We start from the raw sequence: 26,264 nt of genomic DNA, 5'->3' as shown, positions 1-26,264 counted from the left end.
AAGCTAGACCCCTGCGCCATGCGCGTATCCGATTTTGATTTCGAGCTCCCTGAGGAGCGCATTGCCCTGCGTCCGGCGCGACCGCGCGACGCAGCACGTCTCCTTCACGTCAATGCCCAGGGCGAGTTGGCGGATCGCGGTGTCCGTGATCTGCCGTCGATCCTGCGACCCGGCGATCTCATGGTGTTCAATGATACGCGTGTGATCCCGGCCGCCCTGGATGGTACGCGTCCGGCCCGTGCGGTCGGCGGGGGCGGGGATGTCGCTGTCGAGGTCAATCTTCACAAGCGGGTCGATGCCTCCACCTGGCGGGCCTTCGTCCGTCCGGCCAAGCGCCTGCGCGTTGGCGACGTGATCTCCTTCGGCGAGCTGGAGGCGGAAATCACCGGCAAGTCCGAAGGCGGAGATACGCGTCTTCGTTTCAACCGGACCGGTACCGCGCTTGACGAAGCCATTGCCGCCACCGGCGCGCCGCCCCTGCCGCCCTATATCGCCCGTAAGCGCGGTGTCGATGAGCAGGACAATGAAGACTACCAGACAATGTTTGCGCGAGAGGACGGCTCCGTCGCCGCGCCGACGGCCGGCCTCCACTTCACCGAGCGTCTGCTGGAAGACCTCAAGACGCGTGGCGTCGAGTTTGTTCATGTCACCCTGCATGTCGGGGCCGGGACCTTCCTGCCTGTGAAGGCAGAAGATACCGAGGACCACCGCATGCACGCGGAATGGTGCACCGTCTCCGCCGAGGCCGCCCGTACCATCAATGCGGCCAAGGCCGAAGGCCGGCGCGTCATCCCGGTTGGCACGACGGCCCTGCGCACGATTGAAAGTCTGGCCTCTGCCCCGGGTCTGATCGAAGCCGGCAGCCGGGATACCGACATCTTCATCACGCCGGGCAGCGAGTTCGCCATCACCGATGCGCTGATGACGAATTTCCACCTGCCGCGCTCAACCCTCTTCATGCTGGTCAGCGCCCTGTCGGGGCTTGATGTCATGAAGAAGGCCTATGCCCATGCCATCCGTTCGGAATACCGTTTCTACTCCTACGGCGATGCCTGCCTTCTGGAGCGGAGCGCATGACGAGTTTTCCCTATGAAATCCACGCCACGGATGGCGCGGCCCGCACCGGTGTCTTGAAAACCCCGCGCGGCGAGATCCGCACGCCCGCCTTCATGCCGGTCGGCACGGCCGGCACGGTCAAGGCGCTCTACATGGATCAGGTGAAGGGGACCGGGGCCGATATCATCCTGGGCAATACCTATCACCTCATGCTGCGCCCGGGCGCTGAACGGGTGAAACGCCTGGGCGGTCTGCACAAATTCTCCACCTGGCAGGGCCCCATCCTCACGGACAGTGGCGGTTTCCAGGTCTGGTCCTTGTCCAAGCTTCGCCAGATGACCGAGAAGGGGGTGAAATTTCGCTCCCATATCGACGGGTCCGAACACAATCTCACTCCGGAACGCTCCATCGAGATCCAGGCCGATCTTCTGGGCGCCGACATCTCCATGCAGCTTGACGAGTGCACGCCCTTTGGCTGTTCCGAAAAGGAAGCGCGCCAGTCGATGGAACTCTCCATCCGCTGGGGCCAGCGCTCCAAGACCGCCTTCGGCTCCCGCGAAAGCCAGGCCCTGTTCGGCATCGTCCAGGGCTCGGTCTTCGAGAATCTCCGCCGCGAGAGCGCCGAGAAACTGATCGAGACCGGCTATGACGGCTATGCCATCGGCGGCCTGGCCGTGGGCGAGGGGTTCGAGGTGATGTGCGAAGTGCTCGACTTCACCACACCGCACCTGCCCACCGAGCGTCCGCGCTATCTGATGGGCGTCGGCAAGCCGATCGATCTCGTCGAGGCGGTCGCCCGCGGTGTCGACATGTTCGATTGCGTCCTGCCGACCCGTTCCGGCCGGCATGGCCAGGCCTGGTCCGATTATGGTCCGATCAATATCAAGCGCGCCGAGTTCGCCGAGGATGAGCGTCCGCTCAACCCGGACATCAACTGCCCGGCCAGCACGGATTATTCCCGCGCCTATCTCCATCATCTCTTTCGGGCCGGGGAATATCTCTCGGCCATGCTTCTCTCCTGGCACAATATCGCCTATTTCGAAGACCTGACCGCTCGCATGCGCGCCGCGATCATGGCCGGCGAATTCGAGACCTTCCGGCGGGACTTCCGGGCGAAATGGGAAGAGGGCCAGGCCGAAGCAGCGGAACGGGCGGGCTGACCATGACCGTGATGTTCCGCCAGTTGGGTCACGCCGCCTTGCGGGCCGAGCTCACCGGTTTTTCCCAACTCCTGACCGCCTGCGTCGAGGCGGGCGCCTCGATCGGCTTCATGGCTCCGTTCACTTTGGAACAAGCCCAGACCTTCTGGTCGGGCATTGCCAACAAGGTCGAGGCGGGCGAGCGCTTGATCTGGGCTGCGCAGGATGAAACGACCGGCGAACTCCTGGGCACGGTCCAGCTCATCATCGGTCTGCCGGACAATCAGCCCCATCGCGGGGATGTCGCCAAACTCATGGTTTCGCCTGCCGCGCGCCGTCGCGGTGTCGCACGGCTTTTGATGCAGGCGCTGGAAGCCGAAGCACGGTCCCGCAAGCTGCGCACTTTGGTGCTTGATACGGTGACCGGATCCCCCGCCGACAGTCTCTACCGCCAGCTCGGCTGGGTCGAGGCCGGACCGGTCCCCGACTACGCGCTCTTCCCGGACGGGACACCCTGTTCGACGACCTTCTTTTATCGGGCGCTGGGGTAACCGGAATGCTTATCCTCCCCCAAACCCAAAAACGGCGCCCCTGTTTCCAGGGGCGCCGCGGGGACGCTTCAGTCTAAGGGGAGGGTGCTGAAGCGAGGGGATGCGTTACGAGCCGGACGGCGTGTCATCCAGTTCCTGCTCGTTTTCATTGTCCCCATAGTCCCGGTCCGACAGCGGAAACTCGCTGGCCGCATCCTCGTTGAAGCGCGGCAGGGCTTCGAACTCGACCCGGGTATGGGCGATGATCGCGGTCTCCGAATCCTCGGTGAAGCTTACTTCATCGCGCGGGATCAGGACCTCGCGGCCACCAATATCCATCCAGCCGCCGGCTTCCACGACGATGGCTTCAACCTCGCCGGTTTCGGACAGGCGGACCCGTTCGATCTCGCCCAGACGGCCGCCGGCTTCACCCTGGACCTGATGGCCCACCCAGGCGTGGTCGTCGGTATAGGGGGCGCGGTCGAGGTCGGAATTGTCCCAGGCCTCGGCAGCAGCCCGCAGCAGGTCATTGTCCTGAACGAACTCGCTCGAACGCGGCGTATTGGCCTGGCCTTCAACAGTCATGGTTTCGTCAGGCTCACCATCCTGCGCCAGTGCGGCGGCGCCGGTGAGAGAAACGGCCGCACCGGTCAGGGCAGCAGTGGCCGTGGCACGCATCAGGATCGAAATGGGTTTCATGACAACCTCCTTGTTTCTTTCCGTGAACCGGATCGGACAACAGGTCCGGACCGGGAAGGCGTGTGCATCGCCATTCGGGACAAAAACGAGGAGGGGTCAGCTTCGGTTGCAGAAATGACCGAATTTTAATCCTGGGATGCGGCGTCGCCGTCTTCTTCCACAAGGCCATAGGCCTCGAAGGCCCGGCGCATCTGGGCCGGTGGGCAGCCAAAACCGTCATACAGGCCACGCAAATAGGCGCGTCTGCGTTGGGCCATTTCGCGCTGCTCGCGGGCCTCGCTCTCGATCTGGCCGGCGCGGCCGATGAAGCGGATGATCGGACGGACCGGGTTCAGCCCGACAATGGAGGAACGATAGAGACTGCGAGCCCCGTCGGCCGCGGCATCCGGTGCCTGGGCGGCGATATGTGCGCCCTGACCCATCCAGGTGTCGTGGTCATGATCTTCTTCTTCGGCCAGGCGCTGTTCTTCTTCGATGTCCGGACCCAGAACAGCGGTCAGGCGGGCGACATCCCGGGCGACTGTCGAACAGCGCCGCCGCGATCCGTCGCCGCCATACGGGGTGGGGACGGTGTCGTCGCCCTCATCAACCATGATGGTGCCGGGCCGTTGGCGTGGCAGGCCGACAGCATCCTCCAGCGCGTCCGCGGTTTCACTGCGCGCCATGCTGGCCGTGTTGCGCGTGGACGAGCAGGCAGAGGCCGCCAGAGCCGCCGCACAACACACTGCGATACTCAAAATTCCCCTCATGTCGTTATGCTTAATCCAAGCGCGCGCTGAAATCTCATCAAAAATGCTGAAATCGTGTGGCAAAGCCACATTGACCCTCCGGAATCGCGCGTATAGGTTCCGCGCTCCTCGTGAGGGGAGCCTGTAGCTCAGCTGGTAGAGCAACTGACTTTTAATCAGTAGGTCCAGGGTTCGAATCCCTGCGGGCTCACCATCCCCGCGCCGCCTTCAGGGCCGCGAATGGGAACCGGATTTTCGTCCTGACAAGCTTGACGCCCGGGTGATACCGCCCCAGCCTCCTGACCGGCTCGGGGAGGGGCGACATGTCTATCCGTAAACTGGTCCTTGGACTGATGGGGTTTGTGCTGGCCGCTTGTTCGGGTGGCGAGGAGGCCGGTTTTGTCCCCGTAGTGGCTGACGATCTGGTTCGGCCCACGGAACAGGGTGAAATCGCGGGTTTTGAAACCGAGACCGGCGCAGCGGCCTGGATGGCTGTGCCCTATGCTGCGCCACCCATCGGTGAGTTGCGCTGGCGGGCCCCACGTCCGCCGCAGGTTCGGACCGCGCGCCTCGACGCGATCACGGCCGGGCCGGTTTGTCCGCAGGTCACCAATACGCTGTCTACAAGTGGTGGTGCGGAAGTCGGCCAGCTGATCGGCTCGGAAGATTGCCTCACTCTCGACATCTATGCGCCCCGCGATGTCCGGCCGGACGAGGCCCTGCCGGTCATGATGTGGATTCATGGCGGCGGCAATGTCTGGGGCTCGTCCTCGGCCTATGACGGATCCAGCCTGGCCAGCCAGCAGGGCGTCATCATTGTCAGCGTGCAATACCGGCTCGGCCCGCTCGGCTTCCTGGCGCATCCCGCCCTGCGGGAGGACGCGGCCATGCCGGAAGATGCAGCCGCGAATTTTGCGCTGCTGGACCTGGTCGCAGCGCTGGAGTGGATCCAGGACAATATCCAGGCCTTCGGCGGCGATGCCGGCCGCGTCACCGTGTTTGGCGAAAGTGCCGGCGCCTATAATATCGCCGGTCTGATGGCGATGCCCCAGGCGCGCGGCCTGTTCCACCGGGCCATCATGCAAAGCGGCGGCACCGCATCTGTTCCGCTCGCGGTCGCCGAACAGGGGGGCGGAGCCGATGCCGTGGCCGGTCTGGCTGCTGCCGCAGCGATGGCGGGGCCTGACGCGGACGGGGACGTTCTGCGTGCCGTGCCGTTGGAGTCGGTGTTTGCGCCCTATCGGGATGAGGCAGGCGAGCTGACCTCACTGCCACGCATGATCGAGGATGGCGTCACCCTGCGAGAGGGCGGGATTCTCGCCGCCGCCGAGGACCCCGACGGGTTCGCACAGGTTCCGCTGATCACCGGCACCAATCGCGACGAGATGAAGCTCTATCTGGCTTTCGATCCGCAATTGACGCGTCGCCTGGGACCGCTGGTCTGGCTGCGCGACCGGGACGTCTATGAGGCGGCCGTCGAATATCCCAGCCGCAATTGGCGCTATAATGCCGTCGACGGTTTGTTGAACCGGCTGGCGGCCAATGGGCGCCAGGATTTGTGGTCCTACCGGTTTGACTGGGATGAGGGCGGTTCTTTTCTGGTCACGGATACCGGCGCCTTGCTCGGGGCTTCGCACGCCATGGAGATTCCCTTCGTCTTCAACCATTTCGAGCTGTTCGGATCCTATGACCGGGTCCTGTTCACCGACCGCAACGAAGCGGCGCGTATCGAGCTCGCGGATACGATGGGTGCCTATTGGGCCTATTTTGCGGCTCATGGAGAGCCAGGCGACGGGATCGGCATGGGGCCGGTGTGGCCGCAATGGACCGATACGGGCGCGGCCCTGCGTTTCGATACGCGGGCGGATGGCGGACCGGAGGTTTTCTCGCGCACGGAGAGCCCGCTCGGCATCGCGACGGATCTCGCCGCTGATGATCGAATCGACGGTGTGCAACGCTGTCGGATTCGCGATCTGATCGTATCCGGCCAGCCCGCTCTGGCCAGCGTCTTCGATCCGGTTCTGGCCTGTCAGGCTGACTAGCACGCCCGATCGTTCCGGTTGCGGCCGGTCGTGTGACGGATTTCAAAGGAATGCGCGGGAAAAGTGCGGTCTTTTTCCGAAACACGCTGGTGAAGCGGCGAGGGCGCTGCTAGGTCTGGGGTCTACCAGCAAATCAAGCGCGGGGCGGCGGCTTTGAACGACCTTCTGATCCAGGCGGCGATCTATTTGGGTGCGGGTGTCATCTCTGTCCCGATTGCCCATCGTCTCGGTCTTGGGTCCGTTCTGGGCTATCTCCTGGCGGGTGTTGCCATCGCGCCGCTGCTGGACTGGGTCGGATCCAATCCCGAAAACGTCCAGCATTTCGCCGAATTCGGCGTCGTCATGATGCTGTTCCTGGTCGGACTGGAATTGCAGCCGCGTCTGCTCTGGGATTTGCGATTGCGCCTGTTCGGGCTCGGCGGTCTGCAAGTGGTCGCCACGGCTGTCATCGTTGCGTTGCTGTGCATGCTCGCCCAGATCGAGTGGCGGCTTTCCATCGCCCTGGGCTTGATCTTCGCCCTGTCCTCCACGGCAATCGTCCTGCAGACCCTGGGCGAAAAAGGATGGTTGCGGACCGAAGGCGGCCAGTCCGCTTTCTCCGTTCTTCTGTTTCAGGACATGGCCGTCATTCCCATGCTCGCCATCCTGCCTTTCCTGGCCATGCCCGGTGCCGAGTCGGTTGCCGGTGCTGTGGCGGACGGGCAAGGAGCCGGCGACACGCCCCTGTCCCATTTGCCCGCCTGGGCTCAGGGCCTCGCGACTCTGGCGGCTGTGGCTGTTGTGATTGTCGGGGGGCGCTATCTCACCCGTCCGGCCTTCCGCATCATTGCGCGCACCGGCCTGCACGAGCTCTTCCTGGCGGCGGCCCTTCTCCTCATTATCGGTATTGCCGTTCTGATGAGCCTCGTCGGACTGTCGCCGGCGCTGGGAACCTTCCTCGCCGGTGTCCTCCTGGCCGAAAGTGAATACCGCCACGAACTCGTTTCCGACCTGGAGCCCTTCAAGGGCCTGCTTCTGGGCGTATTTTTCGTAACGGTTGGCGCGAACATGGAGTTCGCCCTGCTGTTCTCCGAGGCGGGTCTCGTCTTCGGTCTGACCCTCGGGCTGATCGCTCTCAAAGGACTGATCCTGCTGGCCCTGGCTGTGCTCTTCCGGTTGAAAGGGAGAGCCCGATGGCTGTTCACCTTCGCCCTCGCGCAAAGTGGTGAGTTCGGCTTCGTTCTCTTGGCCTTCGGCACGGGTGTGCACGTCCTGCCCGATCCGGTTGCCGACATCGCCGCCCTCGTCGTGGCCCTGTCCATGATGGCGACACCTTTGATCATGACCCTGTTCGAGCGGGTGGTTTCACCACGCGTTGCCCGGCGGGCCGCCGAACCGATGGAGGACGAGATCGACGAGGAGGCACCGGTCATCATCGCCGGCATGGGCCGTTTCGGTCAGATCGTGCATCGCCTCCTGGTCATGGACGGCATCCGGCCCATCGTCCTGGACAATTCCGCCGAGCACATTGACGGGCTCCGCAAGTTCGGGATCCAGGTCTACTACGGCAATGTGTTGCGCCCCGGCCTGCTTGAAGCCGCTGGTATTGCCCGTGCCAAACTCCTGATCGTCTGTACCGACAATCGCGAGCGGGCCGTGGAATTGGTGCATCACGTCAAGCAGCGACATCCGCATGTTCATGTGATCGCACGCGCGGCCAGCCGGGAGCATGTTTACCAGCTGCGCGCTGCCGGAGCGGATAGCGCGATCCGCGAAATGTTCGGATCCTCGCTGGAGGCGGGCACCCAGTCCCTGCAAGTGCTCGGGCAGACTCGCCAGCGCGCTGAAAAGAAGGCCGCCGCCTTTGCGCGTCATGATGAGGAAAGCCTCCAGCAATTGTTCGAGGTCTGGGATTCCGAAATCGATGTCTTCGACAATGAAGCCTATATCGAGCGCGCCCGGTCACGGGTGATGTCGCTGGCCGAAATCATGGCGGAAGATGTCGGTGAGCCGGACCCGTCCGAGTCCGATCGCGACTGATCACCCGACACGCGGAAGGTGGCCGGTTTGTGGCTTTCAACCGACCGGAAACAAGGTTAACCTTTTGGCAAGCTTCCGGCGCAAGGGCCGGGTTGGGGGCGCTGGAGGGGGTGTGTCGAAGTTTCTGCTGATTTTGCTGACGCTTTGCGGATTGGGCGCAGGGCCTGTCATGGCTCGGCAGGACCCGGCTGAAAGCGGGCAGGAAGTTGTTGATTCGACTGCGGTCCCTGTTCGACCCGACTATGTCCGGCTGGACAGCTGGGCTGGTCGGCTGAACGGCTGGACGCCGCATATCCTGTCCGATCTGGCAGCCATTCTCGCGGAGGCGCCCAGTCACGGCCTGCCCGGCCAGGAACGCCTGGCAGAGGCTCTGCTGGATCCGGCCATTCCGTTCGCGCAGCGGGCCGAATTGGCGGGACTGGCAGCGCTGCGTTTTGCGGGATGGCTGGAATACGGGCTGATGGAGGCGGAAACGCATGGCGTGCGCGGGCTATATGCCAGCGAAGCAGGCTATCTTGTTTCCCGATTGCAGGACGGGCTTGATGCCGGTGATCTCTGGCCCGTCTTTGCCGAACGTCTGCCGCAGGTCAGGGACTATGACATCCTGCGCGCGGAAATGCTGCGGGTTCTGGCGCTTCGGCCCATCTGGCCCGAAATCACGCCCGGCGGATCGCTGCGCGTCGGGGATTCCGGCCCGCGGGTGGATCAATTGCGGGCCCGGCTTACGGCAGAGGGGCTGCTTCTCGCCGACTGGCAAACCGGTGCGCCCTACGACACACGCCTGGAAACGGCGGTCCGGCGCTATCAGGGGCGGGTCAACCTCTCGCCGACCGGCCGGCTGGACCAGCCGACCCTGCGCCAACTCAATGTGTCACCGGAACAGCGCATCGCCCAGTTGCGGGCAAATCTGGAACAGCGTCGCTGGCGGACCCGCGATCTGGGTGATCGCCATATCTGGGTCAATCTGGCGGACTTCCGGCTGGAGGCCTGGGAAAATGGCCGCCTCGCCCGGGAGCATGAGGTGATGATCGGTGGACAGGCCTCGTCGACGCCGGAATTCACCGAAGAGATGCAGTATATCGTGCTGAACCCCTGGTGGGGACTGCCGGCCGGATCGGCACGGTCGCGCTTCCAGTCGATGCGGCGCAATCCCTCAATCGTCGATCAGTACGGTTTCCGGATTTTCAACGCATCCGGTGACGCGATCTCGGTCTATGAGATCGACTGGAGCCGCTGGGGGAACAACTGGCCCTATCGGATGTCGCAGCCGCCCGGTCCGACTAATCCGATGGGGGAGGTGAAGTTCATTTTTCCCAACCGGCACAATGTCTACATCCACGACACGGTGGAGCGGGACCGTTTCATCCGCACACGGCGGGACTTCTCGGCCGGTTGCATTCGGGTGCAAGACCCGCTGGCCCTCGCGGAATGGGTCCTGAACGGACAGGATGGATGGTCACGCGCCCGGATCGATGATGTTGTGGCCGGATCGAGCCCGACCGTGGTCTGGCTGGATCAGCGCATACCGGTCCATATCGCCTATTGGACCGTGGTTGGGGATGTTGATGGCCGCGTTCGCTATCTGCACGATCTCTACCGACGGGATGGTCGGGTCATCGCGGATTATGCCGCCTTGCACGACGCGTTTTCAGGGCAGGGCTTGCCGTTTCCCTCTGGTCTTGCGCGCGCCGGCAATACCGTTCGGCGCTGAGCGCTTCCGGCTTGGTCGCACAACCCTTCCGCGAGGTCGACCCAGGGGGTCACCTGTGCGGTGTGCCGTCAGAGCCCCGGATTGAGCCACTTATATAGTGAGCTGATTTCGTTCATGGATTGGGCCGAATTTTGATCAAAAGCGAATACGCCTGTCACTTCGTTGCAACGCAGCGATTTTTTTGCACCTGAGGGGGCGTAACGCCGTCATCGCTATAGCGCTCGCTGAGTAATTGTAGTAGGGAAATGAGGAGGAAACGCCCGCGAGGGGTGATTCCTCGTGGTCGACATTCGGTCGATTGCGATCAGTCACACCAAGGAGGCCTCCGCCTCCGGAGGGGGAATGATGAAAAAACGGCTTTTTACGGCGGCCGCCGTCGGGGCCTTGTTGGCAGCGGGTCCCGCGTTCGCTGACGAAGGCTGGTATGTGCGTGGTTCCGTCGGTTACGGCGGCCCGGGCGACACCGACGTCTCTGGCTCGCTCAATGGCGAAATCAATGGTGCTTCCAACTGGCGTGAAGCCGTGGCCCTCGGTTACGAGTGGGCTGACGGTTTCCGTCTCGAAGGTGAACTGGCCCACCGCTACAATGATACCGGTGCGATCGGCTCTTTCGAGAACAGCCTGAGTGACTTCCAGATCTGGTCGGTGATGGCGAACGCTATCTTCGATTTCAATCCGGATGGTTGGTATCACCCGTATGTCGGTGCTGGTATCGGTCTGAGCGAAGTGTCGGGCACCCTCGCGGGTTGGTCCGCTGGCACGATGCCGCCGTCCCCGACTCCGGCTGACTATGTTCTGGTCCAAGACAGCGACAACCCGTTTGTCTGGCAGCTTCTGGCCGGTGTGGGCTGGGAACTGACCGAGCGTCTGACCCTGGACACGGAATATCGTTATTTCTCGGCGTCCTCTCAGGATTACGTGTCGAACGTGAGCGTTGATTCGCTGGCGGGTCACGAGGCCTGGGTTGGTCTGCGGTACTCCTTCGCGGCTCCGCCGCCCCCGCCGCCGCCCCCGCCGCCGCCGCCCCCGCCGCCGCCTCCGCCGCCTCCGCCTCCGCCGCCGCCGCCGCCTCCGCCGGCTTGCGACGATGTGAGCTTCCCGGTCTACTTCGAGTGGGATCGTGCGGATCTGACGGATCAGGCTCGTGCCGTGATCTCCCAGGCTGCCAGCCAGCGTGGTAGCTGTGGCGTGACCCGTGTCACCGTCGCCGGCTTCACCGACCGTTCGGGCGCTGCGTCCTACAATGTCGGCCTGTCCGAGCGTCGTGCTCGCGTCGTCCGCGACGAACTGGTCCGCCTCGGCGTTCCGGCCTCCACGATCTCGATGGAAGCGTATGGTGAGACCCGTAACGCGGTCCAGACCGCTGACGGTGTCCGCGAGCCGCTCAACCGTCGTACGGAAGTGGTCATCGTTCTCGACTAAGGTCGAAACGATTGCGAACCCAAAAGATGCGGCCCGGCTTTTGCCGGGCCGCATTTCTTTTGCGCGGTGTTCAGACAAGTGGAAGCGCAGTTTTGGAATATCCGTGCGCGCTTTCCGGTGTCCGGCAGACGAAATGGTCGCATTTGCCCCGGTGCTGAGGGCAAGCTTGACCCGCGCGGATGGCGGGTACACACCGGCATGAGAGCAACAAGACCGGGCGCTGAGCGCGCCCTTCAGCCGGGAGAGAAGCATGAGCAAGCCGGACAAGCCGTATCGCAAGCGTGAAGTGGCGGGCCACACGCTGAGCCCCGAAACCCAGATGATGAGCTATGGCTATGACCCCAAGCTCTCTGAAATGTCGATCAAGCCGCCGGTCTTCCTGACCTCAACCTTCGCCTTCGAGAGCGCCGAAGCCGGCGCGGCCTTTTTCCGTGTGACGCTGGGTCAAGCCGAAGAAGGTGACCCGGAAGTCGCCGGACTGATGTACTCGCGCTTCAACAATCCCAACATGGAAGTGCTGGAAGACCGCCTGGCCCTGTATGACGGTGCCGATGAGTGTTGTGTCTTCTCGTCCGGCATGGCCGCAATCTCGACCACGCTGATGGGGCTCGCCCATACGGGTTCCGTCATCCTTCAGTCGACCCCGCTTTATGGCGGTACTGAGAGCCTGATCCGCAAATTCCTGCCGCACTATGGAATCGAGTCCGTCGACTTTTTTGCCGGTGCCGGTGAAGCCGAGATCGAACGCGCCGCCGATGAGGCCCTGGCGAAGGGCGAGGTGTCGGTCATTTATACCGAGACCCCGACCAATCCGACGAATGACCTGGTCGACCTCAAATTCTGTCGCGACCTGGCCGACCGTATTGCCGAGAAGCAGGGCAAGCGTCCCTTCCTCGTTGTCGACAACACTTTCCTGGGACCGGTCGGCCAGAAGCCGATGGAATTGGGCGCCGATGTCGTCGTCTATTCGCTGACCAAGTATATCGGCGGTCATTCCGACCTGATTGCCGGTTCCGCCTCGGGCACGGCGGAAGCCATGGCGCAAGTGCGTAGCCTGCGCGGCTATCTCGGGACCAATCTCGACCCGCACACCTGCTGGATGCTGCTGCGGTCGCTGGAGACGGTGAAGATCCGCATGGAAGCGGCTGCGCTAGGCGCCCGCAAGGTCGCCGAATTCCTGCGCGACCATCCCAAGGTCAATCGTGTGCGCTATCTGGGCTTCCTGGAGAAGGGCACGCGCGATGGCGACATCTTCCATGCCCAATCCAGTTCGGCTGGCTCGACATTCGCCTTCGACCTCGCCGATGAGGGCGCGGCGTTCCGCATGCTCAATGCCTTGCAGGTGATGAAGCTGGCCGTCAGCCTGGGTGGAACGGAAACCCTGATCTGCCACCCGGGCTCCACGACCCACCGGGGTGTCGATCCCGAACTGCGCAAGCGCCAGGGTTTCTCGGACGGTTTGGTGCGGATTTCCGTCGGGATCGAAAACCCTGACGACCTTATCGCTGATCTCAAACAGGCGCTGGAACACGCCTGATCCGGAAAAACGGACCCACCCCTGCAGGCCGGGTGCCGGCAGGGGTGGACCGGTTGTTTTAAAGGTCTATCACTGAACCATGCAGGACAGACTGGATATCAATTCCGAAGAACAGGCCGTGCTCGACTGGATCGACAGCCGGTCCGACCACATGATCGAAACCGTCAAGGCATGGTCCGCGATCAATTCCGGCAGCCGGAACCCGGATGGGTTGGAACAGATGCGCGGCGTTGTTGCCGAGGCGTTCGAGGAGCTGGGCGGAGAAATTTCGTCCGTCGACCTGCCGCCGACCACGATCGTCGATCCCGATGGCACGGTTCGCCAGCAGGACTTCACACCGTCCTTCCATTGCCGTCTGCGTCCGCAGGCGCCGATCCGTATCGTCATGACCGGGCACCATGACACAGTGTTTCCGGCCGACAGTCATTTCCAGTCCACGGAAATGTGGGATGATGACACGCTCAATGGTCCCGGCGTTGCGGACATGAAGGGCGGTATCCTCGTCATGCTGCATAGCCTGCTCGGCCTGGAGCGCTCGCCCTGGAAAGACGAAATCGGTGTGGATGTACTCATCTCGCCTGACGAGGAAATCGGCTCGCTGGGTTCAGGACCGATCCTGGCTGAACTCGGGGCCGGGGCCGACCTGGGCATGACCTACGAACCCGCCCTGGCAGACGGGTCCCTGGCCGGTGCGCGCAAGGGGTCGGGCAATTGGTCGCTGAAACTCTCCGGCCGTGCGGCGCATGCCGGACGGGAGCATCATCTTGGACGCAATGCCTTGGCTGCCGCCTGCCAGTTCGGTCTGGGGCTGGATGAGCTCAATGGCCGCCGTGAGGGCGTCACCTTCAATCTGGCTCGCATTGATGGCGGTGGTCCGCCCAATGTCGTGCCCGACAATGCCGTGGCCCGTTTCAATGTCCGGGTCCAGACCGAGAATGACCGTATCTGGGTCGAGGCGGAACTGGAACGACTGCTGGACGAAGTCCGCGTGCGCGACGGGATCGAAGCGGAATTGCATGGTGGTTTCACCCGTCCGCCCAAGCCGATGAGCCCGGCCAACGCCAAGATGTTCGAATGGACCCGCGCGGCCGGAACGGCCCTTGGCCTCGATATTCGCTGGCAGGACACGGGCGGGGTTTGCGAAGGCAATAATCTGTGGGCCGCCGGCTGTCCGAATGTCGATACGCTGGGCGTGCGCGGGGCGGATATCCACTCCGACCGTGAAATCGTGAAGCTGTCCAGCTTTGCCGAGCGCGCCAAACTGTCGGCCATTCTGCTGATGAAATTTGCCCGGGGCGAGTTCGATGCGCGTGAAGCGCGGGCGCTCGCACGCTCGGGATAACAACAAGATTGAACACGATCGGGGAGGGCAAATGCTGATCGTACGTGCAGCCCGGACATCGGACATCGATGATCTGGTGCGTCTGGCCGGTGAAGCCGGAACCGGATTTACATCCCTGGCGGTGCCGGCGGATGTGCTGGCCGAGCGTCTGGAAAAGTCCGAGGCCGCATTCCGCGCCCCGGATCCGGGGCAGACCGAGGATACCTACCAGCTGATGCTGGAAGATACCGAAACCGGCCGGATCGTGGGGTGTTCCGCGATCAAGGCCATGGTCGGTGTCTCCAAACCCTATTGGGACTTCAAGATCATCACCCTGGCCCAGCACTCCTCGGAGGCGGATCGCCGCTTCGACATGGATGCCATGCTCCTGGTGAATGATTTTGCCGGTTCCTCCGAAGTCGGCACGCTTTTCGTGTCCGAGGCCGGGCGCGGGACCGGGGCCGGGCGCTTGGTCGCACAGTCGCGCTATCTGATGATCGCGGCGGATCGCAGCCGGTTCGGCGACCGTGTGCTGGCCGAATTGCGCGGTGTGGTAAAGGAAGACGGTTCCTCGCCCTTCTTCGACGCTGTGTCGCGGCCCTTTTTCCGGATGGATTTCGACGATGCCGACCGGCTGTCAGCTGCCACGGACAACCAGTTCATTCTGGACCTGGGGCCCCAGCATCTCATCTATCTCGATCTCCTGCCGCAGGAGGTCCGCGATGTGATCGGCAAGCCGCACGAGCAAGGGGAAGGGGCCTATAACCTTCTGCTCTGGGAGGGGTTCCACTATGACCGTTATGTCGACATTTTCGACGGCGGGCCGCTGGTCTCCACCTGGACAGAGAATGTCCGGACGCTGCGTGAGAGCCGCGAAGTGACCGTGAAAGCGGCCTCCGGTCCCGGCAATGCGGAGGGGATCCTGTCGACGGATCGATTCCCGGATTTCCGGACCTGCCAGGTCAGCGCCATCGGTGATGGCGATGTGCTTGGTGTTTCCAATGATATCATGCAGGCACTCGACCTGCGCGAGGGCGACAAGGCCCGCTTCTGGCGACGCAAGAGGTAACCCCATGCTGTTCATCAATGGTGCGTGGCGCGAGGGCGCCGGCGCGGAATTCAAATCGGAAAACCCGGCCAATCAGGACGTGGTCTGGTCCGGCAAGGCGGCCGCTCCGGCCGATGTCGATGCCGCTTTCCAGGCAGCCCGCGCCGCATTTCCGGCCTGGGGCCGGGCACCGCTGGCCGATCGCATCGCCATTGTCGAGCGCTTCAAATCCATCCTGGAAGAGCGCAAGCCCGAACTGGCCGAGCTGATTTCCCGGGAAACCGGCAAGCCGCGCTGGGAAGGCCTGGCCGAGGCGGGCGCTATGATCGGCAAGGTCGATATCTCGATCAAATCCTACACGGAACGCACCGGCGGCCATGTCAGCGATACCGCGTTCGGCCATGCCCGCCTGGCCCACAAGCCGCTGGGCGTGATGTTCGTCCTCGGCCCGTACAATTTCCCGGGCCATTTGCCCAATGGTCACATCATCCCGGCCCTGATCGCCGGCAACACATTGGTCTTCAAACCATCGGAAATCACGCCGGGCGTCGGCGAAGCCATGGTGAAGGCCTGGGAAGCCGCCGGTCTGCCGGCCGGTGTGCTCAACCTGGTCCAGGGCGCCCGGGAAACCGGGGCCGCCGCGCTGGATCATGGCGAGCTGGACGGGGTCCTGTTTACCGGGTCCTGGACGACGGGACGTTTCATCCACGAAAAGTTCGCCGGCCGGACCGGTATCCAGCTGGCGCTGGAAATGGGCGGCAACAACCCGCTGGTCGTCTGGGATGCCGAGGACGCCGAGGCTGTGGCCCGGATCGCGGTTCATTCCGCCTATATCACGGCTGGCCAACGCTGTTCCTGCGCCCGTCGCCTGATCCTGCCGGAGGGCGAAGCCGGGACGGCGGTGGTCGAGGCCATCATCCGCATTGCCAATCAGCTGACCCTGGATCGCTGGGATGCCGAGGAAGAGCCGTTCATCGGTCCCCTCGTATCGGCCCGAGCCGCGCAGGGCGTGCTCGATGCCCAGACCGATCTGGTGAAGCGCGGTGCGCAGCCGCTGCTGGAAGCCGCGCGCGTTCCGGAGCTCGGCGAAGCCTTCATTCGTCCGGGCCTGCTGGACGTGACCGGCGTGGAGGTCCCTGACGAGGAAGTCTTTGGTCCCATGCTGCAAGTCACGCGCGTCGCCAGTTTCGATGACGCGATCGCGGCAGCCAACAACACCGCCTACGGCTTGTCGGCCGGCCTGGTCAGCGATGACGAGGCCCTGTGGGAGCGTTTCTGGGTGGAATCGCGTGCCGGGATCGTGAACTGGAACCGGCCGACCTGTGGTGCCGCGTCCAACATGCCGTTCGGTGGACCGGGCCAGTCCGGCAATCTGCGTCCGAGCGCCTATTACGCCGCGGACTACTGCGCCTATCCGGTCGCCACCCAGGCCGCACCGAAGCCGGAACGCATGGCGGTGAAGGGAGTGGATTGATGGCGCGCGAGGCCAATTTCGACGGGCTGGTCGGTCCGACGCACAATTATGGCGGCCTGTCGGACGGCAATCTGGCCAGCGCCCGCAATGAAGGCCTGGTCTCGTCGCCGCGCGCTGGTGTGCTGGAAGGTCTCGCCAAGATGAAGCGCTTGGCCGACAGCGGACTGGTACAGGGCCTGCTGCCGCCGCATGAGCGCCCCTATCTGCCGCTGCTGCGCCGTGCGGGTTTCTCCGGCTCGGATTCGGCCGTGATCGAGGCGGCTTGGAGATCTGCGCCCGGTTTGTTGCGCAAGGCCTGCTCGGCTTCTCCGATGTGGGCCGCCAATGCCGCGACCGTGTCACCATCTGCGGATACCAAGGATGGCCGTCTTCACTTCACCCCGGCCAATCTTCTGACGACGCTGCACCGCTCCATCGAGGGCGAGCAGACCAAGCGCGCCCTGGACTGGGCGTTCGCGGACACCGGACGGTTCGCTGTCCATGATGTCCTGCCCATGCAGCCGGACTTCGCCGATGAGGGCGCCGCCAACCATGTCCGCCTGTGCGCCGAGCAGGGCGGGGAGGGCGTCGAGATCTTCGTGTATGGCCGGACGGCTGACGAAGCCTGGAGCGGCAAGTTTCCGGCCCGTCAGACCTTGGAAGCCTGTCAGGCCGTGGCTCGGTCGCACAGGCTGGATCCCAAGCGGACGGTCTTTCTGCGCCAGTCGCCCGAGGCGATTGATGCCGGTGCCTTCCACAATGATGTCGTCTGTGTGGGCACCCGGACCACGCTCTTCTTCCATGAACTGGCCTTTGCCGACCGGGACAGCGCGCTGGAGGCGATCCGTCGGGCGGCCGACGGTCTGTTCGAGCCGGACTTTGTGGAAGTACCGCAAGCCGAGGTGCCGATCAGTGACGCCATCACGTCCTATCTGTTCAATTCCCAGCTGCTGGAATGGCCCGGGGAAGATCGTCTCGTGCTGATTGCTCCCAAAGAGACCGAAGAAACGGCATCCACCCAGGCTTATTGTTCGGCCATGACGGTGGGCAATGGTCCGATCGGCCGGGTGGAGTTCGTCGAGGTCCGCCAGTCCATGCGCAATGGGGGCGGTCCGGCCTGTCTTCGGTTGCGTGTGGTGCTCACGGACCAGGAACTGGCAGCGGTGACGCCCCGGGCCCTGATGTCGGATGCGTTGTATCCGGAGCTCGTCGCCTGGGCCGAGCGGCATTATCGCGAGCAATTGGGTCCGAATGACCTGGCTGATCCGGCCCTGTTGGTCGAATCCCGCGAGGCATTGGACGCATTGACGCAGATTCTGGAATTGGGTGGCGGCTATTATCCCTTCCAGAGGGCCTGATGCGCGAAAGGCCCGCCAGGCAAGGCCTTTCGGGCCGAGGGGACGTGGTCACTATCCAAACCCGAAAATCGTGATAGTTTTCGCGCTTCAATTTCGCCGGGGAGTGGCAGATTGAGTGATCGCCAGAGTGTGACAATCGTTCTCGTGGACGATGATCCGGACGAGCATTTCCTGTTCCGGGCCGATCTCGAGGACGCGGGTATCCATTTTGAGTTCCAGGCGTTTACGCGTCCGGAAGACGCGCTCGACTGGCTGGGCGCCACCCCGGGCATTCCCGTCATGGTGCTCTCAGACCTGTCTCTGGCGGGGCATGATGCTGTGGACTTCATTGCCCGGACCGAACCCCTGATCCGTGACGGAGCCGTGGGGGTCTATTCCGGAACGCGCAATCCGGAGGTTGAGGCCAAGTGTCGTGAAGCCGGGGCGAGCTTCTACATCGTCAAACCGGTGACGCGTCCCGTCTTCGAGGAAACCCTGTCAGGCCTTAGCGTGTTCGAGTTGGAAGACCGCGATGGCAAGCTCCACCTCGTCCTGTCCAGCAGCGCGGCGGCCTGAACGTCAGACAGCGACGGCGTGGCCGGTCAAACCGCCGGCGCTGGCATATTCCTGCGTGCCCCGCGTGTAGATATTGTCGGTCTCCAGGACATCACTGGCGGCGAGTTCCGGCATTTTGGGCAGACGCTCATAGATCGGCTCAAAATCGGCATAGGTCGCTTCCATCAGCTCGTCATAACTGTCGATGACGAAGTAGGACTGTTGGAAGTCGTCATAGCGGTAGTCGGTCCGCATGATGCGTTCGAGATCGAAATGGATCCGGTTCGGCGAGCGGGCCTCCAGCGCAAAAATGCTTTCCGCTTTCGAAGAGACGATGCCCGCCCCGTAGATGCGCCGGCCTTCCGGCGTGTTGATGAGGCCGAATTCCACCGTATACCAGTAGAGGCGCGCCATGTTCTTGATCGTGTCGAACTCCAGCGAGCGCAGTCCGCCCTGACCGAAGGCCTGCATGTAGTCGGCGAACACCGGCTGGGTGAGCAGGGGGACATGACCGAACACGTCATGGAAGATGTCGGGCTCGGGCAGATAGTCCAGCTTCTCGCCATCGCGCATGAATCGTCCGGAGACGAAGCGACGGTTGGCCAGATGCTCGTAGAACTCTTTTTCTGGGATCAGGCCCGGCACCGTCACAACGGTCCAGCCGGTCAGCTTCTCCAGCTTCTCATTGACCCGGCGGAAGTCCGGGATGCCACCCTCATTGAGATTGAGCAGTTCCAGTCCGCGGAAGTGTTCCGGTGCCGCGCGCCCTTTGAGTACGCCCATCTGGCGCTCATAGAGCGTGGTCCAGATGGCGTGTTCCTCCGGTGTGTAGAGGTCCCATTTCTGGTCGATGGTAAAATCGGCGGCCGGGGTCTGTTCGGCGACAACAGGATCATTGACGGGCATGGTGCGGCATCCAGTGATCAACTAGTTTCATATGAAACTAAATATACGCGGGATTGGCGGCTGACCCAAGGGGGTGCGCGCAGGATTCCTGCACAGCACAAAAAAGGGCTGCGCAGCGCGTGCCACGCAGCCCCTGTCTGGCCCGATGTCGGCCCTAGTAGTCGATGCGGCGGACCGAGGAGATTTCCCGGTTCAGGAGGTGGAGATTGTCCACTTCGCCGGAGACTTCCTCGCAGCGGCCGCGGAAATTGGAGTCTTCGCAGACCAGCCAGCGGCCATAGCCACGGACTTCTAGGCTCATCGCGCGATCATTGAAGCCCAAGCGTTCCAGATTGTAGACCTCGTCCTCAATCTGGACAGACCGGCCGGTCTGGCTGAACCCGTCATAGAGGATGATCTCGCCGCCGCGGCTCCAGCCGCCGCCCGGATAGCCGCCCGACGGGCCGTCGAGCCGACGCAGGGACGAGACCCGGTTGGCCAGGCCGAAGCGGCCCAGATTGCTGGCATCCCCGTCGAGCACTTGGCAGCGGCCGCGATAATCGCTGTCATCACAGACTTCCCAGCGCTGGCCGCGCGGGATCTGGATGGACATGGCGTCATCATTGAAGCGGTATTCGCGCAGATTGCGGACATCGCGGTCGATCTCGATGCTCTGGCCGTAAAAGTTGGGGCTGGCGAACAGGGCCACGCTGCGGCGATAGCCGCCATCATCCCAGCCACCACCGGGATAGCCACCGCCATTCCAGTTGCCATCGACACGGCGCATGGAGGTGATCCGGTTGCGCAAGCCCAGTGCGCTCAGATCGCGCACTTCGCCTTGCACACGCTGGCAACGGCCGCGCATGTAATCGTCTTCGCACACCACCCAGGTCTCGCCGCGGGCCACGATCAGGCTGTCAGCCCGGTCATTGAAGCCCATCCGGGTCAGATTGTCCGTGTCAGTGGAGACATCGACGCGCTGGCCCTGGAAGCTCACCCCGTCATAGAGGAAGACACCATTGCGCGGACGGTCATTGCGGTCGCCGCGGCCCGGGCGGGCACCATAATCCGGCTCGGCCGAAGAGATCTCTGCCGACATGCCTCCGCCGATATTGGCAATGTCGCCATCCACCTGCATGCAGGCACCGCCGAAATTGGCGTGCTGGCAGACCCGCCAGGCGCGCCGGCCGGAATGCTGGATGGAGCGGGCTTGGTCGTTGAAATTGTATTGGCGCAGATCCGGCGAAGAGACCGACAGCGTCACCGAACGTCCGGTATAGTTCGGACCGGAATACAGGGTGATGGCTTCACCGCGCGGGCGGCTGCCGCCGCCGGGACGATGGCCACCCGGCTGGATCGGCCGCAGGGAGGTGATCTGGTTGTCCATCCGGCCCAGATTGCGTCCATCCGCCGAATAGGTGATGCACGTGCCGCGGTAATCATCATGCTGACACAGCTCCCACTGCCCGCGGACGACGCGGAAAGAGGAGGTGCGGTCGTTGAAACCGCGTGAATCCAGATTGCGGACATCGCCGGTCACACGCACCTGCTGCCCGTTGAAATTGGGACCATCGAACAGGATGATCTCCTGGGCGGATGCCGTTGCGGCAGCGAAGCCGCTGGCCAGCAGGGCCGCGATGGGTGTCAGATACTTGCGCATGATCAGTCGTCCTCTTTTTCCGTGCAGGCCGTTATCTGTCTGCACGGATACCCCAGACTGGCTGAATGCCAGTTCAGCAAGGGGTTCATTCCCCATTCATTCTCCTGGACGGGATCAGTTCGGACCCTCGTCAGTGGTCTCCTCGTCCGGTTCAGTATCACGCGACCGGCGCGAGTTCAGAAGCCCCTGCAGGAGTTGCTGGGCCGGATCGGTTTGCGTGTCTTCATCCGTTCCGTCATCGGACGTGTCCGAACCGCCCAGTCCGATCGCGTCCCTCAGCGCATTGCGCGCCGTGTCCTCGAGGCTCTGTGAACCATCGCCGCCGATGGCATTGTTCAACGCACCCTGCAGCAGGGCCCGGCCGACCGCTTCGGTATCCACGCCGATGGACACATCATTGAACCCGCCGCGGATCCGGATGGGGACGATCACGCCCTGCAGATCGCTGGCGCCACCCTGGCCCTCGATCGAGGCGACGGCGCGGGGGCGCAGCCGATAGTCCACGCTCTGCCCGGGCAGGTTCACATTGCCCAGGCCTTCCACACGCAGGAGCGGGGACAGCATCAGCAGGTCCTGATTGCTCAACTGGCCGTCGACGATGGTGAAACTGCCGCCCAGACTGGTGAAGTCTGTGGTCTGGGTTTCGCCCGTCTCTGCCGACTCACTGTCCTCGGTCGAGGTGTCCGCACTGTCGGCATTATCGCGATTGAGGAAACCGGACACATTGCGGATCGTCTGGGCGATATTGATCCCGACAATGGCGCCATCGGCGAAGTTGAAAGTGCCGTTTCCGTCCAGCGAGCTCATGATCGCCGCCTGGCTGCTGCCGGTCGCGTTGAAATTCAGGCCCATCGAGCCCGTACCCTGCAGGCGTTCAAACCCGGCCGCGGCCTGCAGGAAGGGGTAGGCGTCCAGACCGTCCAGGCTGGCTTCCAACGAGAAACTGGGCGTGGCCGAGCGGGCATTGGCGATGATGGTGACGGCGCCCTGGCCCTCATAGAGCGAGATCCGCTGCAGGCGGGCGACGAGACGGGAATTCTCCAGCACCACATTGAGGGCCGCGTCGGAGACCTCGATATCCCGATAGGTCAACTCGCCGACGGTCAGGTCAAGCTGCGCATTGACCAAGCCCAGCCCGGCCAGATCGATTTCTTCCTCGCTCCAGGGCGGCACGCCACTGCCGGAGGCCGGAGCCTCGTCCGCTGCTTCCGGCAAGTAGGGCGTGACGTTGAGCGCCGGCAGGTCCAGCGCGCCGGTGATGCGCGGCTTGGCGCCGGACAGGTCCGCGGTCAGTCCGCCGGAGCCCGTGATGTCGTCGAGACGCAGGCTTTCGGCGGTCAGGGCCAGTTGCGAGGTCGTGCCGGAAATCCGGCCCCGCGTGGAAAAGCGTTCCAGATTGTCGCCCGGCGGCAGTTCGGCGCCGGCAAAGGCGGCCAGGGCGCGGATGTTCGGGATGTCGGCGCGGATGTCACCCGCCAAGGCGATGGCCTCGCCCTCGGGAATCTCGCCGTCAAAGCCGAGATCCACAAGGCGGCCGCCCAGATTGAGCGCAATCGGGGTGGCCCGGCCTTCGAAGAAGTCCCGGATCGATCCCAGCGTGGCATCAAACTCCAGCGCCTCGCCATTGGCGGCCAGGGAGCCTTCAATGCGTGTTTCCTCATCCAGCGAGGGCAGGGCGATGGCCAGGTTCAGACCGGTAATGTTCTGGCTCTGCGTGCCGTCGGAAAAATGGATTTCCGCATTCTCGATACGCACATCACCGAAGCTCGCTTCGATCGGCAGGGCGCCCGGCTGTCGGACAAAACCGCCGGACGCGCTCGATGCCGGAGCCGGGGCGGCTTCGTCCGACGCGAAGGTCCAGTTATTGGCGCCGCCGCGCTGTTCCAGCCGGATGACCGGTTCGACCAGCACGAATTCGGTAATCTCGACCCGGCGTGACAGGAGGGGCAGGAGTTCCACCCCGACCCGCATCTGGGTCATTTCGGCAAAGGCGTCTTCGCCGAACCCGTCGGCATTGGCGATGGAGACATTGTCTGCCTGAACCTGCACACGCGGGAAGAGGGTGAGGCGGACATCGCCCGCCAGCACGATGTCCCGGTTCAAGGCTTGGCTGGCGGCCTGCTCGACCCGGTCCTTGTAGGCCGCGGCCGGGATGATGGCCGGCAGGATGAACAGGGCGGCGATGAGGACACCGACGACAACAAGCAGGCCGAGACCCAGGCGTTTCATGGGGAGAGCTCCATCCAGCGATTCCAACGCAGTCTAGCAGGCGTATTTATCGGTTTCTTGGCGAGACGGACGCCCACTTCTGGTTTAGTCTAATCCCGATTGTGTCGGAAAACCAAAGGGGAAGGTGGTATGCCGGACAAGAAATCCACCCTGTCACTCATGCATCGCCGTGAGCTCATCATTGGCCTGGCCGCGGGAACGGTTGTGCCTTTCGTCAGCGGTTGCGCCGACAATGCGGCCCTGGGTCGGTCCCAGCTCATGCTGGTGTCCGACGGTCAGCTGGCCCAGCTGTCCGATCAGGCTTGGCAGGACAGTCTGCGCCGCGAACGCGTCTTGCGCGATCCGGCCTATACCCGCCGTTTGCAACGGGTTGGCGAGCGCGTTGTACGCGCCTCCGGCCAGACCCATCACAATTGGGAATTCGTCGTCTTTGACAGCGATACGGTGAATGCCTGGGTCCTGCCGAACGGCAAGGTCGGCTTCTACAAGGGCATTCTCGACATCATGGAGACGGATGACCATCTCGCCACCGTGATGGGGCATGAGGTCGGCCATGTCGCCGGCCGCCACTCCGCCGAACGGGCCAGCCAGCAGATGGCCGCCCAGATGGGCGTCTCGCTTCTGACCAGCGCGCTGGGGTCGTCCAACACGCAATACGCCCAGTATTCCGACGATATCGGCGCGGCGCTTGGCATGGGCGTCACGCTCGGCGTGATCCTGCCGTATTCGCGCGAACATGAGTATGAGGCCGACCGGCTCGGCGTCGATTACATGGTCGGCTCCGGATACGACCCGCGCCAGGCGGTCGATTTCTGGGTCGGCATGTCGGCGATGAACACCCATAATGTGGCCGAGTTCACCTCGACCCACCCCTCCGACGACAACCGGATCGCGGCCATGCGTGCCCATATCCGCGACCGGGGCTATGTCTGAGGAGTCCAAGGTTTGACGGGCGACCGGTGAGGGGGCGCAGATCGGGCTGCAAAACCGCTGACAAGCCGGTTGCCAGTCACCCGGACTGGCGCTAGTTTCCCGCGCCTTACGCCGAGGTGCTTTGCCCTCGCGCCGCGTGCCGCCTTAGCTCAGTTGGTTAGAGCGCTAGATTGTGGATCTAGAGGTCCCCCGTTCGAACCGGGGAGGCGGTACCATTTTCCATTCTTCAGTGCCTGGAATGCCGGATCATGATTTGAACATCATTCGGCGCTAGCCTATATCTGTGAACGGAGAAGGGAGGAGTTCATGATCGCTTGGATTTTTGATCGCAACCATCGCGTCAGGATTCCGCTCGTTTTGGCGGGACTCTCTCCGGCTATTGGTGCCGTAATTTTGTCTATGATTGCTTCGGCGGGTTAAAAGCTGCGCCGACCAGTCCCACAACGACCCCCAGGAACAGATAGCCGATCACGGCTTGGAGTGAGGCGAGAACTCTCAGCCCGTCTTGTGGCTGCAAGTCCCCATAGCCGAGCGTTGTCCAGGTGACGATCGAGAAATAGAGCGCATCCCACAAGTCGATGGGCTCGGCATCGCCTTTCAGCCCGGCTCCCAAGTGGATGGCCGCGAAGCCGATTATCAGCAAAAAGCTCTGAATGCTCAAAACCCTTAGGGTTTCTCTTAATGTTGTTTCGTGCAGCGTCAGGGCAACGAGGCTCACAATCGTGGCAATGAGCATGAGGGCCGCCACGAGATAGCAAGTCAGGATCGAGGATGCGAACAAGCTCTGGAGCATCCGGTATGACGCCCCGATGAGCACGAGGTTCGAGCCGATCGGAACCAGATCAAGAAACACAACCTTGGGCGAAATGGGTTTGGCCATACGCATCGCTCTATTATTGGTGGTTGGTTTTGTTGCACCTTAAAATAGATGCGTTCTCCCAAGATTGCATCCCACGCATACCCCGCATTCTGACATCGCCAGTGGCGATCTGTGCCAGCCACGCTAGGTTCGACCGCAAGACAAGCGAGGTCGGCATGGACGGTCAGGTCATCGAACCGGAAGAGACATTCATCGCGCTCGCCGATGGCGAGATGGCGGTGCGGCGCTGGGCCAATCCGGGCAAGCCGGTCCTGCTCTTTGCGCATGCCAACGGGTTTTGCGGCTCGGCCTATACGCCCTTCCTCGCGCCCCTCGCGCGTGACTACGAGATCATCGTGCCGGATTTGCGCGGGCATGGGCGTACACGCTTGCAGGCCAATCCCGACACGCATCGCAGCTGGGATATCTATGCGCGCGACCTCCTTGCGCTGATCGGCACGCTGGGACGCCAGCCGGACATCATGGCCGGGCATTCCATGGGGGCGGTGAGTTCGCTTCTGGCGGCCTCGAAGCTGGATGTCGTGCCGCGCCTGGTCCTGATCGAGCCGGTGGTGATGCCGCCTTCGGCCTATTGGGTGTTCGGTGGTCCGCTGCGGTCCTTTTTCAAGAACCGGATGCCGATTGCGCGCCAGGCGCGCCGGCGGCGCAATGGCTGGCCGGACCGCGCGGCAGCGCTGGCCCGCTATGCCAACCACCCGACCTTCAAACGCTGGGCCCCGGGCATGCTGGAGGCCTATCTGCAGGACGGTCTGTCCGAGCAGGCGGACGGGACGATTGCGCTGTCCTGTGACCCGGCCTGGGAAGCGGCCAATTACGAGGCCCAAGGCCATGACATTGCCCGGGCGGCCCGCAAGGCCGCGTCGCGGGCGTCGGTCCTGAAGGCGGAATACGGCTCGACCGTTATCCGTCCCGCCACGCTGACCGGGCAGGGCGCTTCGCTCACCCGGATGGACGGGGTAGGGCATCTGGCGCCGATGGAAGCGCCGGACCGGGTGCGTGACTGGTTCGCCGCCCAGCTGGCGCTCTAGTCTGCGCGAATTTCCTTCGTCCCAAGTCTGGTGAGCGCGCCCCGAGCCAGCG

21 protein-coding genes and 2 tRNA genes are annotated in these 26,264 nt (G+C 63.3%); 17 read left to right on the top strand and 6 right to left on the bottom strand.

Annotated elements, in window-relative coordinates:
* Positions 1–18: 18 nt before the first annotated feature.
* From queA to FCS99_RS06670, 3 genes are read left to right on the top strand one after another with little or no spacing between them, the layout of a single operon-like run.
* On the top strand, positions 19–1,077 hold the full coding sequence (gene queA, locus FCS99_RS06680) for a tRNA preQ1(34) S-adenosylmethionine ribosyltransferase-isomerase QueA (protein WP_138511312.1): 1,059 nt from the start codon (positions 19–21) through the stop codon (positions 1,075–1,077).
* On the top strand, positions 1,074–2,216 hold the full coding sequence (gene tgt, locus FCS99_RS06675; protein ID WP_138511311.1) for a tRNA guanosine(34) transglycosylase Tgt: 1,143 nt from the start codon (positions 1,074–1,076) through the stop codon (positions 2,214–2,216). The genes queA and tgt overlap by 4 nt, the downstream gene beginning before the upstream one ends.
* Positions 2,217–2,218: 2 nt before the next feature.
* Positions 2,219–2,746 (top strand): GNAT family N-acetyltransferase, encoded by a 528-nt coding sequence (locus tag FCS99_RS06670; protein WP_138511310.1) that lies wholly within the window; start codon positions 2,219–2,221, stop codon positions 2,744–2,746.
* 105 nt (positions 2,747–2,851) lie between these two features.
* Here FCS99_RS06670 and FCS99_RS06665 read toward each other — a convergent pair whose 3' ends face one another.
* Positions 2,852–3,424, bottom strand: a complete 573-nt coding sequence (locus FCS99_RS06665) for a PRC-barrel domain-containing protein (protein WP_138511309.1) — start codon at positions 3,422–3,424, stop codon at positions 2,852–2,854.
* A gap of 125 nt (positions 3,425–3,549) precedes the next feature.
* Positions 3,550–4,173, bottom strand: a complete 624-nt coding sequence (locus FCS99_RS06660; protein WP_138511308.1) for a hypothetical protein — start codon at positions 4,171–4,173, stop codon at positions 3,550–3,552.
* 117 nt (positions 4,174–4,290) lie between these two features.
* Between FCS99_RS06660 and FCS99_RS06655 the strand changes: the two genes are divergently transcribed.
* The 11 genes from FCS99_RS06655 (at position 4,291) to FCS99_RS06605 (ending at position 18,618) form a co-directional block, all read left to right on the top strand.
* Positions 4,291–4,366, top strand: a tRNA-Lys gene (locus FCS99_RS06655).
* A 109-nt stretch (positions 4,367–4,475) separates the two neighbouring features.
* Complete coding sequence (locus FCS99_RS06650; RefSeq protein ID WP_138511307.1) at positions 4,476–6,194, top strand: carboxylesterase/lipase family protein; 1,719 nt, start codon at positions 4,476–4,478, stop codon at positions 6,192–6,194.
* A 153-nt stretch (positions 6,195–6,347) separates the two neighbouring features.
* Complete coding sequence (locus FCS99_RS06645; RefSeq protein ID WP_138511306.1) at positions 6,348–8,213, top strand: monovalent cation:proton antiporter-2 (CPA2) family protein; 1,866 nt, start codon at positions 6,348–6,350, stop codon at positions 8,211–8,213.
* Between the two features lie 169 nt (positions 8,214–8,382).
* The gene (locus FCS99_RS06640) at positions 8,383–9,924 is read left to right on the top strand and encodes a L,D-transpeptidase family protein (protein WP_171036271.1); all 1,542 of its coding nucleotides are present in this window, start codon (positions 8,383–8,385) and stop codon (positions 9,922–9,924) included.
* Positions 9,925–10,269: 345 nt separating this feature from the next.
* Positions 10,270–11,346 (top strand): OmpA family protein, encoded by a 1,077-nt coding sequence (locus tag FCS99_RS06635; protein WP_138511304.1) that lies wholly within the window; start codon positions 10,270–10,272, stop codon positions 11,344–11,346.
* Positions 11,347–11,596: 250 nt separating this feature from the next.
* Positions 11,597–12,883, top strand: a complete 1,287-nt coding sequence (locus tag FCS99_RS06630) for a cystathionine gamma-synthase family protein (RefSeq protein ID WP_138511303.1) — start codon at positions 11,597–11,599, stop codon at positions 12,881–12,883.
* A gap of 79 nt (positions 12,884–12,962) precedes the next feature.
* A complete protein-coding gene (locus tag FCS99_RS06625; protein ID WP_138511302.1) occupies positions 12,963–14,225 on the top strand; it encodes a hydrolase in 1,263 nt (420 codons plus the stop codon).
* A gap of 31 nt (positions 14,226–14,256) precedes the next feature.
* A complete protein-coding gene (locus FCS99_RS06620) occupies positions 14,257–15,273 on the top strand; it encodes an arginine N-succinyltransferase (protein WP_138511301.1) in 1,017 nt (338 codons plus the stop codon).
* 4 nt (positions 15,274–15,277) lie between these two features.
* On the top strand, positions 15,278–16,726 hold the full coding sequence (astD, locus tag FCS99_RS06615) for a succinylglutamate-semialdehyde dehydrogenase (RefSeq protein WP_138511300.1): 1,449 nt from the start codon (positions 15,278–15,280) through the stop codon (positions 16,724–16,726).
* A complete protein-coding gene (astB, locus tag FCS99_RS06610; protein WP_171036270.1) occupies positions 16,726–18,063 on the top strand; it encodes an N-succinylarginine dihydrolase in 1,338 nt (445 codons plus the stop codon). The genes astD and astB overlap by 1 nt, the downstream gene beginning before the upstream one ends.
* Before the next feature lie 111 nt (positions 18,064–18,174).
* Positions 18,175–18,618, top strand: a complete 444-nt coding sequence (locus FCS99_RS06605; RefSeq protein ID WP_171036269.1) for a response regulator — start codon at positions 18,175–18,177, stop codon at positions 18,616–18,618.
* 3 nt (positions 18,619–18,621) lie between these two features.
* Here FCS99_RS06605 and phhA read toward each other — a convergent pair whose 3' ends face one another.
* The 3 genes from phhA to FCS99_RS06590 all read right to left on the bottom strand — a co-directional run bounded on the left by phhA (position 18,622) and on the right by FCS99_RS06590 (position 23,371).
* The gene (gene phhA / locus FCS99_RS06600) at positions 18,622–19,503 is read right to left on the bottom strand and encodes a phenylalanine 4-monooxygenase (RefSeq protein WP_138511297.1); all 882 of its coding nucleotides are present in this window, start codon (positions 19,501–19,503) and stop codon (positions 18,622–18,624) included.
* A gap of 154 nt (positions 19,504–19,657) precedes the next feature.
* The gene (locus FCS99_RS06595; protein WP_171036268.1) at positions 19,658–21,142 is read right to left on the bottom strand and encodes a beta/gamma crystallin-related protein; all 1,485 of its coding nucleotides are present in this window, start codon (positions 21,140–21,142) and stop codon (positions 19,658–19,660) included.
* Between the two features lie 114 nt (positions 21,143–21,256).
* Positions 21,257–23,371 (bottom strand): AsmA family protein, encoded by a 2,115-nt coding sequence (locus FCS99_RS06590; RefSeq protein ID WP_138511295.1) that lies wholly within the window; start codon positions 23,369–23,371, stop codon positions 21,257–21,259.
* 129 nt (positions 23,372–23,500) lie between these two features.
* Between FCS99_RS06590 and FCS99_RS06585 the strand changes: the two genes are divergently transcribed.
* Together FCS99_RS06585 and FCS99_RS06580 are read left to right on the top strand one after the other, a co-directional pair.
* Positions 23,501–24,304 (top strand): M48 family metallopeptidase, encoded by an 804-nt coding sequence (locus FCS99_RS06585; protein ID WP_138511294.1) that lies wholly within the window; start codon positions 23,501–23,503, stop codon positions 24,302–24,304.
* Positions 24,305–24,442: 138 nt separating this feature from the next.
* A tRNA-His gene (locus FCS99_RS06580) sits at positions 24,443–24,519 on the top strand.
* Positions 24,520–24,701: 182 nt separating this feature from the next.
* Here the strand turns inward: FCS99_RS06580 and FCS99_RS06575 are convergent.
* Positions 24,702–25,184: a potassium channel family protein gene (locus FCS99_RS06575; protein WP_171036267.1), complete on the bottom strand. Its 483-nt coding sequence runs from the start codon at positions 25,182–25,184 to the stop codon at positions 24,702–24,704.
* Positions 25,185–25,339: 155 nt separating this feature from the next.
* On the opposite strand from FCS99_RS06575, the gene FCS99_RS06570 reads away from it, so the two are divergent.
* Positions 25,340–26,212, top strand: coding sequence for an alpha/beta fold hydrolase (locus tag FCS99_RS06570; protein ID WP_138511292.1), 873 nt, complete (start codon positions 25,340–25,342; stop codon positions 26,210–26,212).
* Positions 26,213–26,264: the final 52 nt, after the last annotated feature.

This window comes from Maricaulis alexandrii (genome assembly GCF_005871165.1).
Taxonomy (GTDB): domain Bacteria; phylum Pseudomonadota; class Alphaproteobacteria; order Caulobacterales; family Maricaulaceae; genus Maricaulis; species Maricaulis alexandrii.
This window is presented reverse-complemented; position numbering and strand designations above follow the sequence as displayed.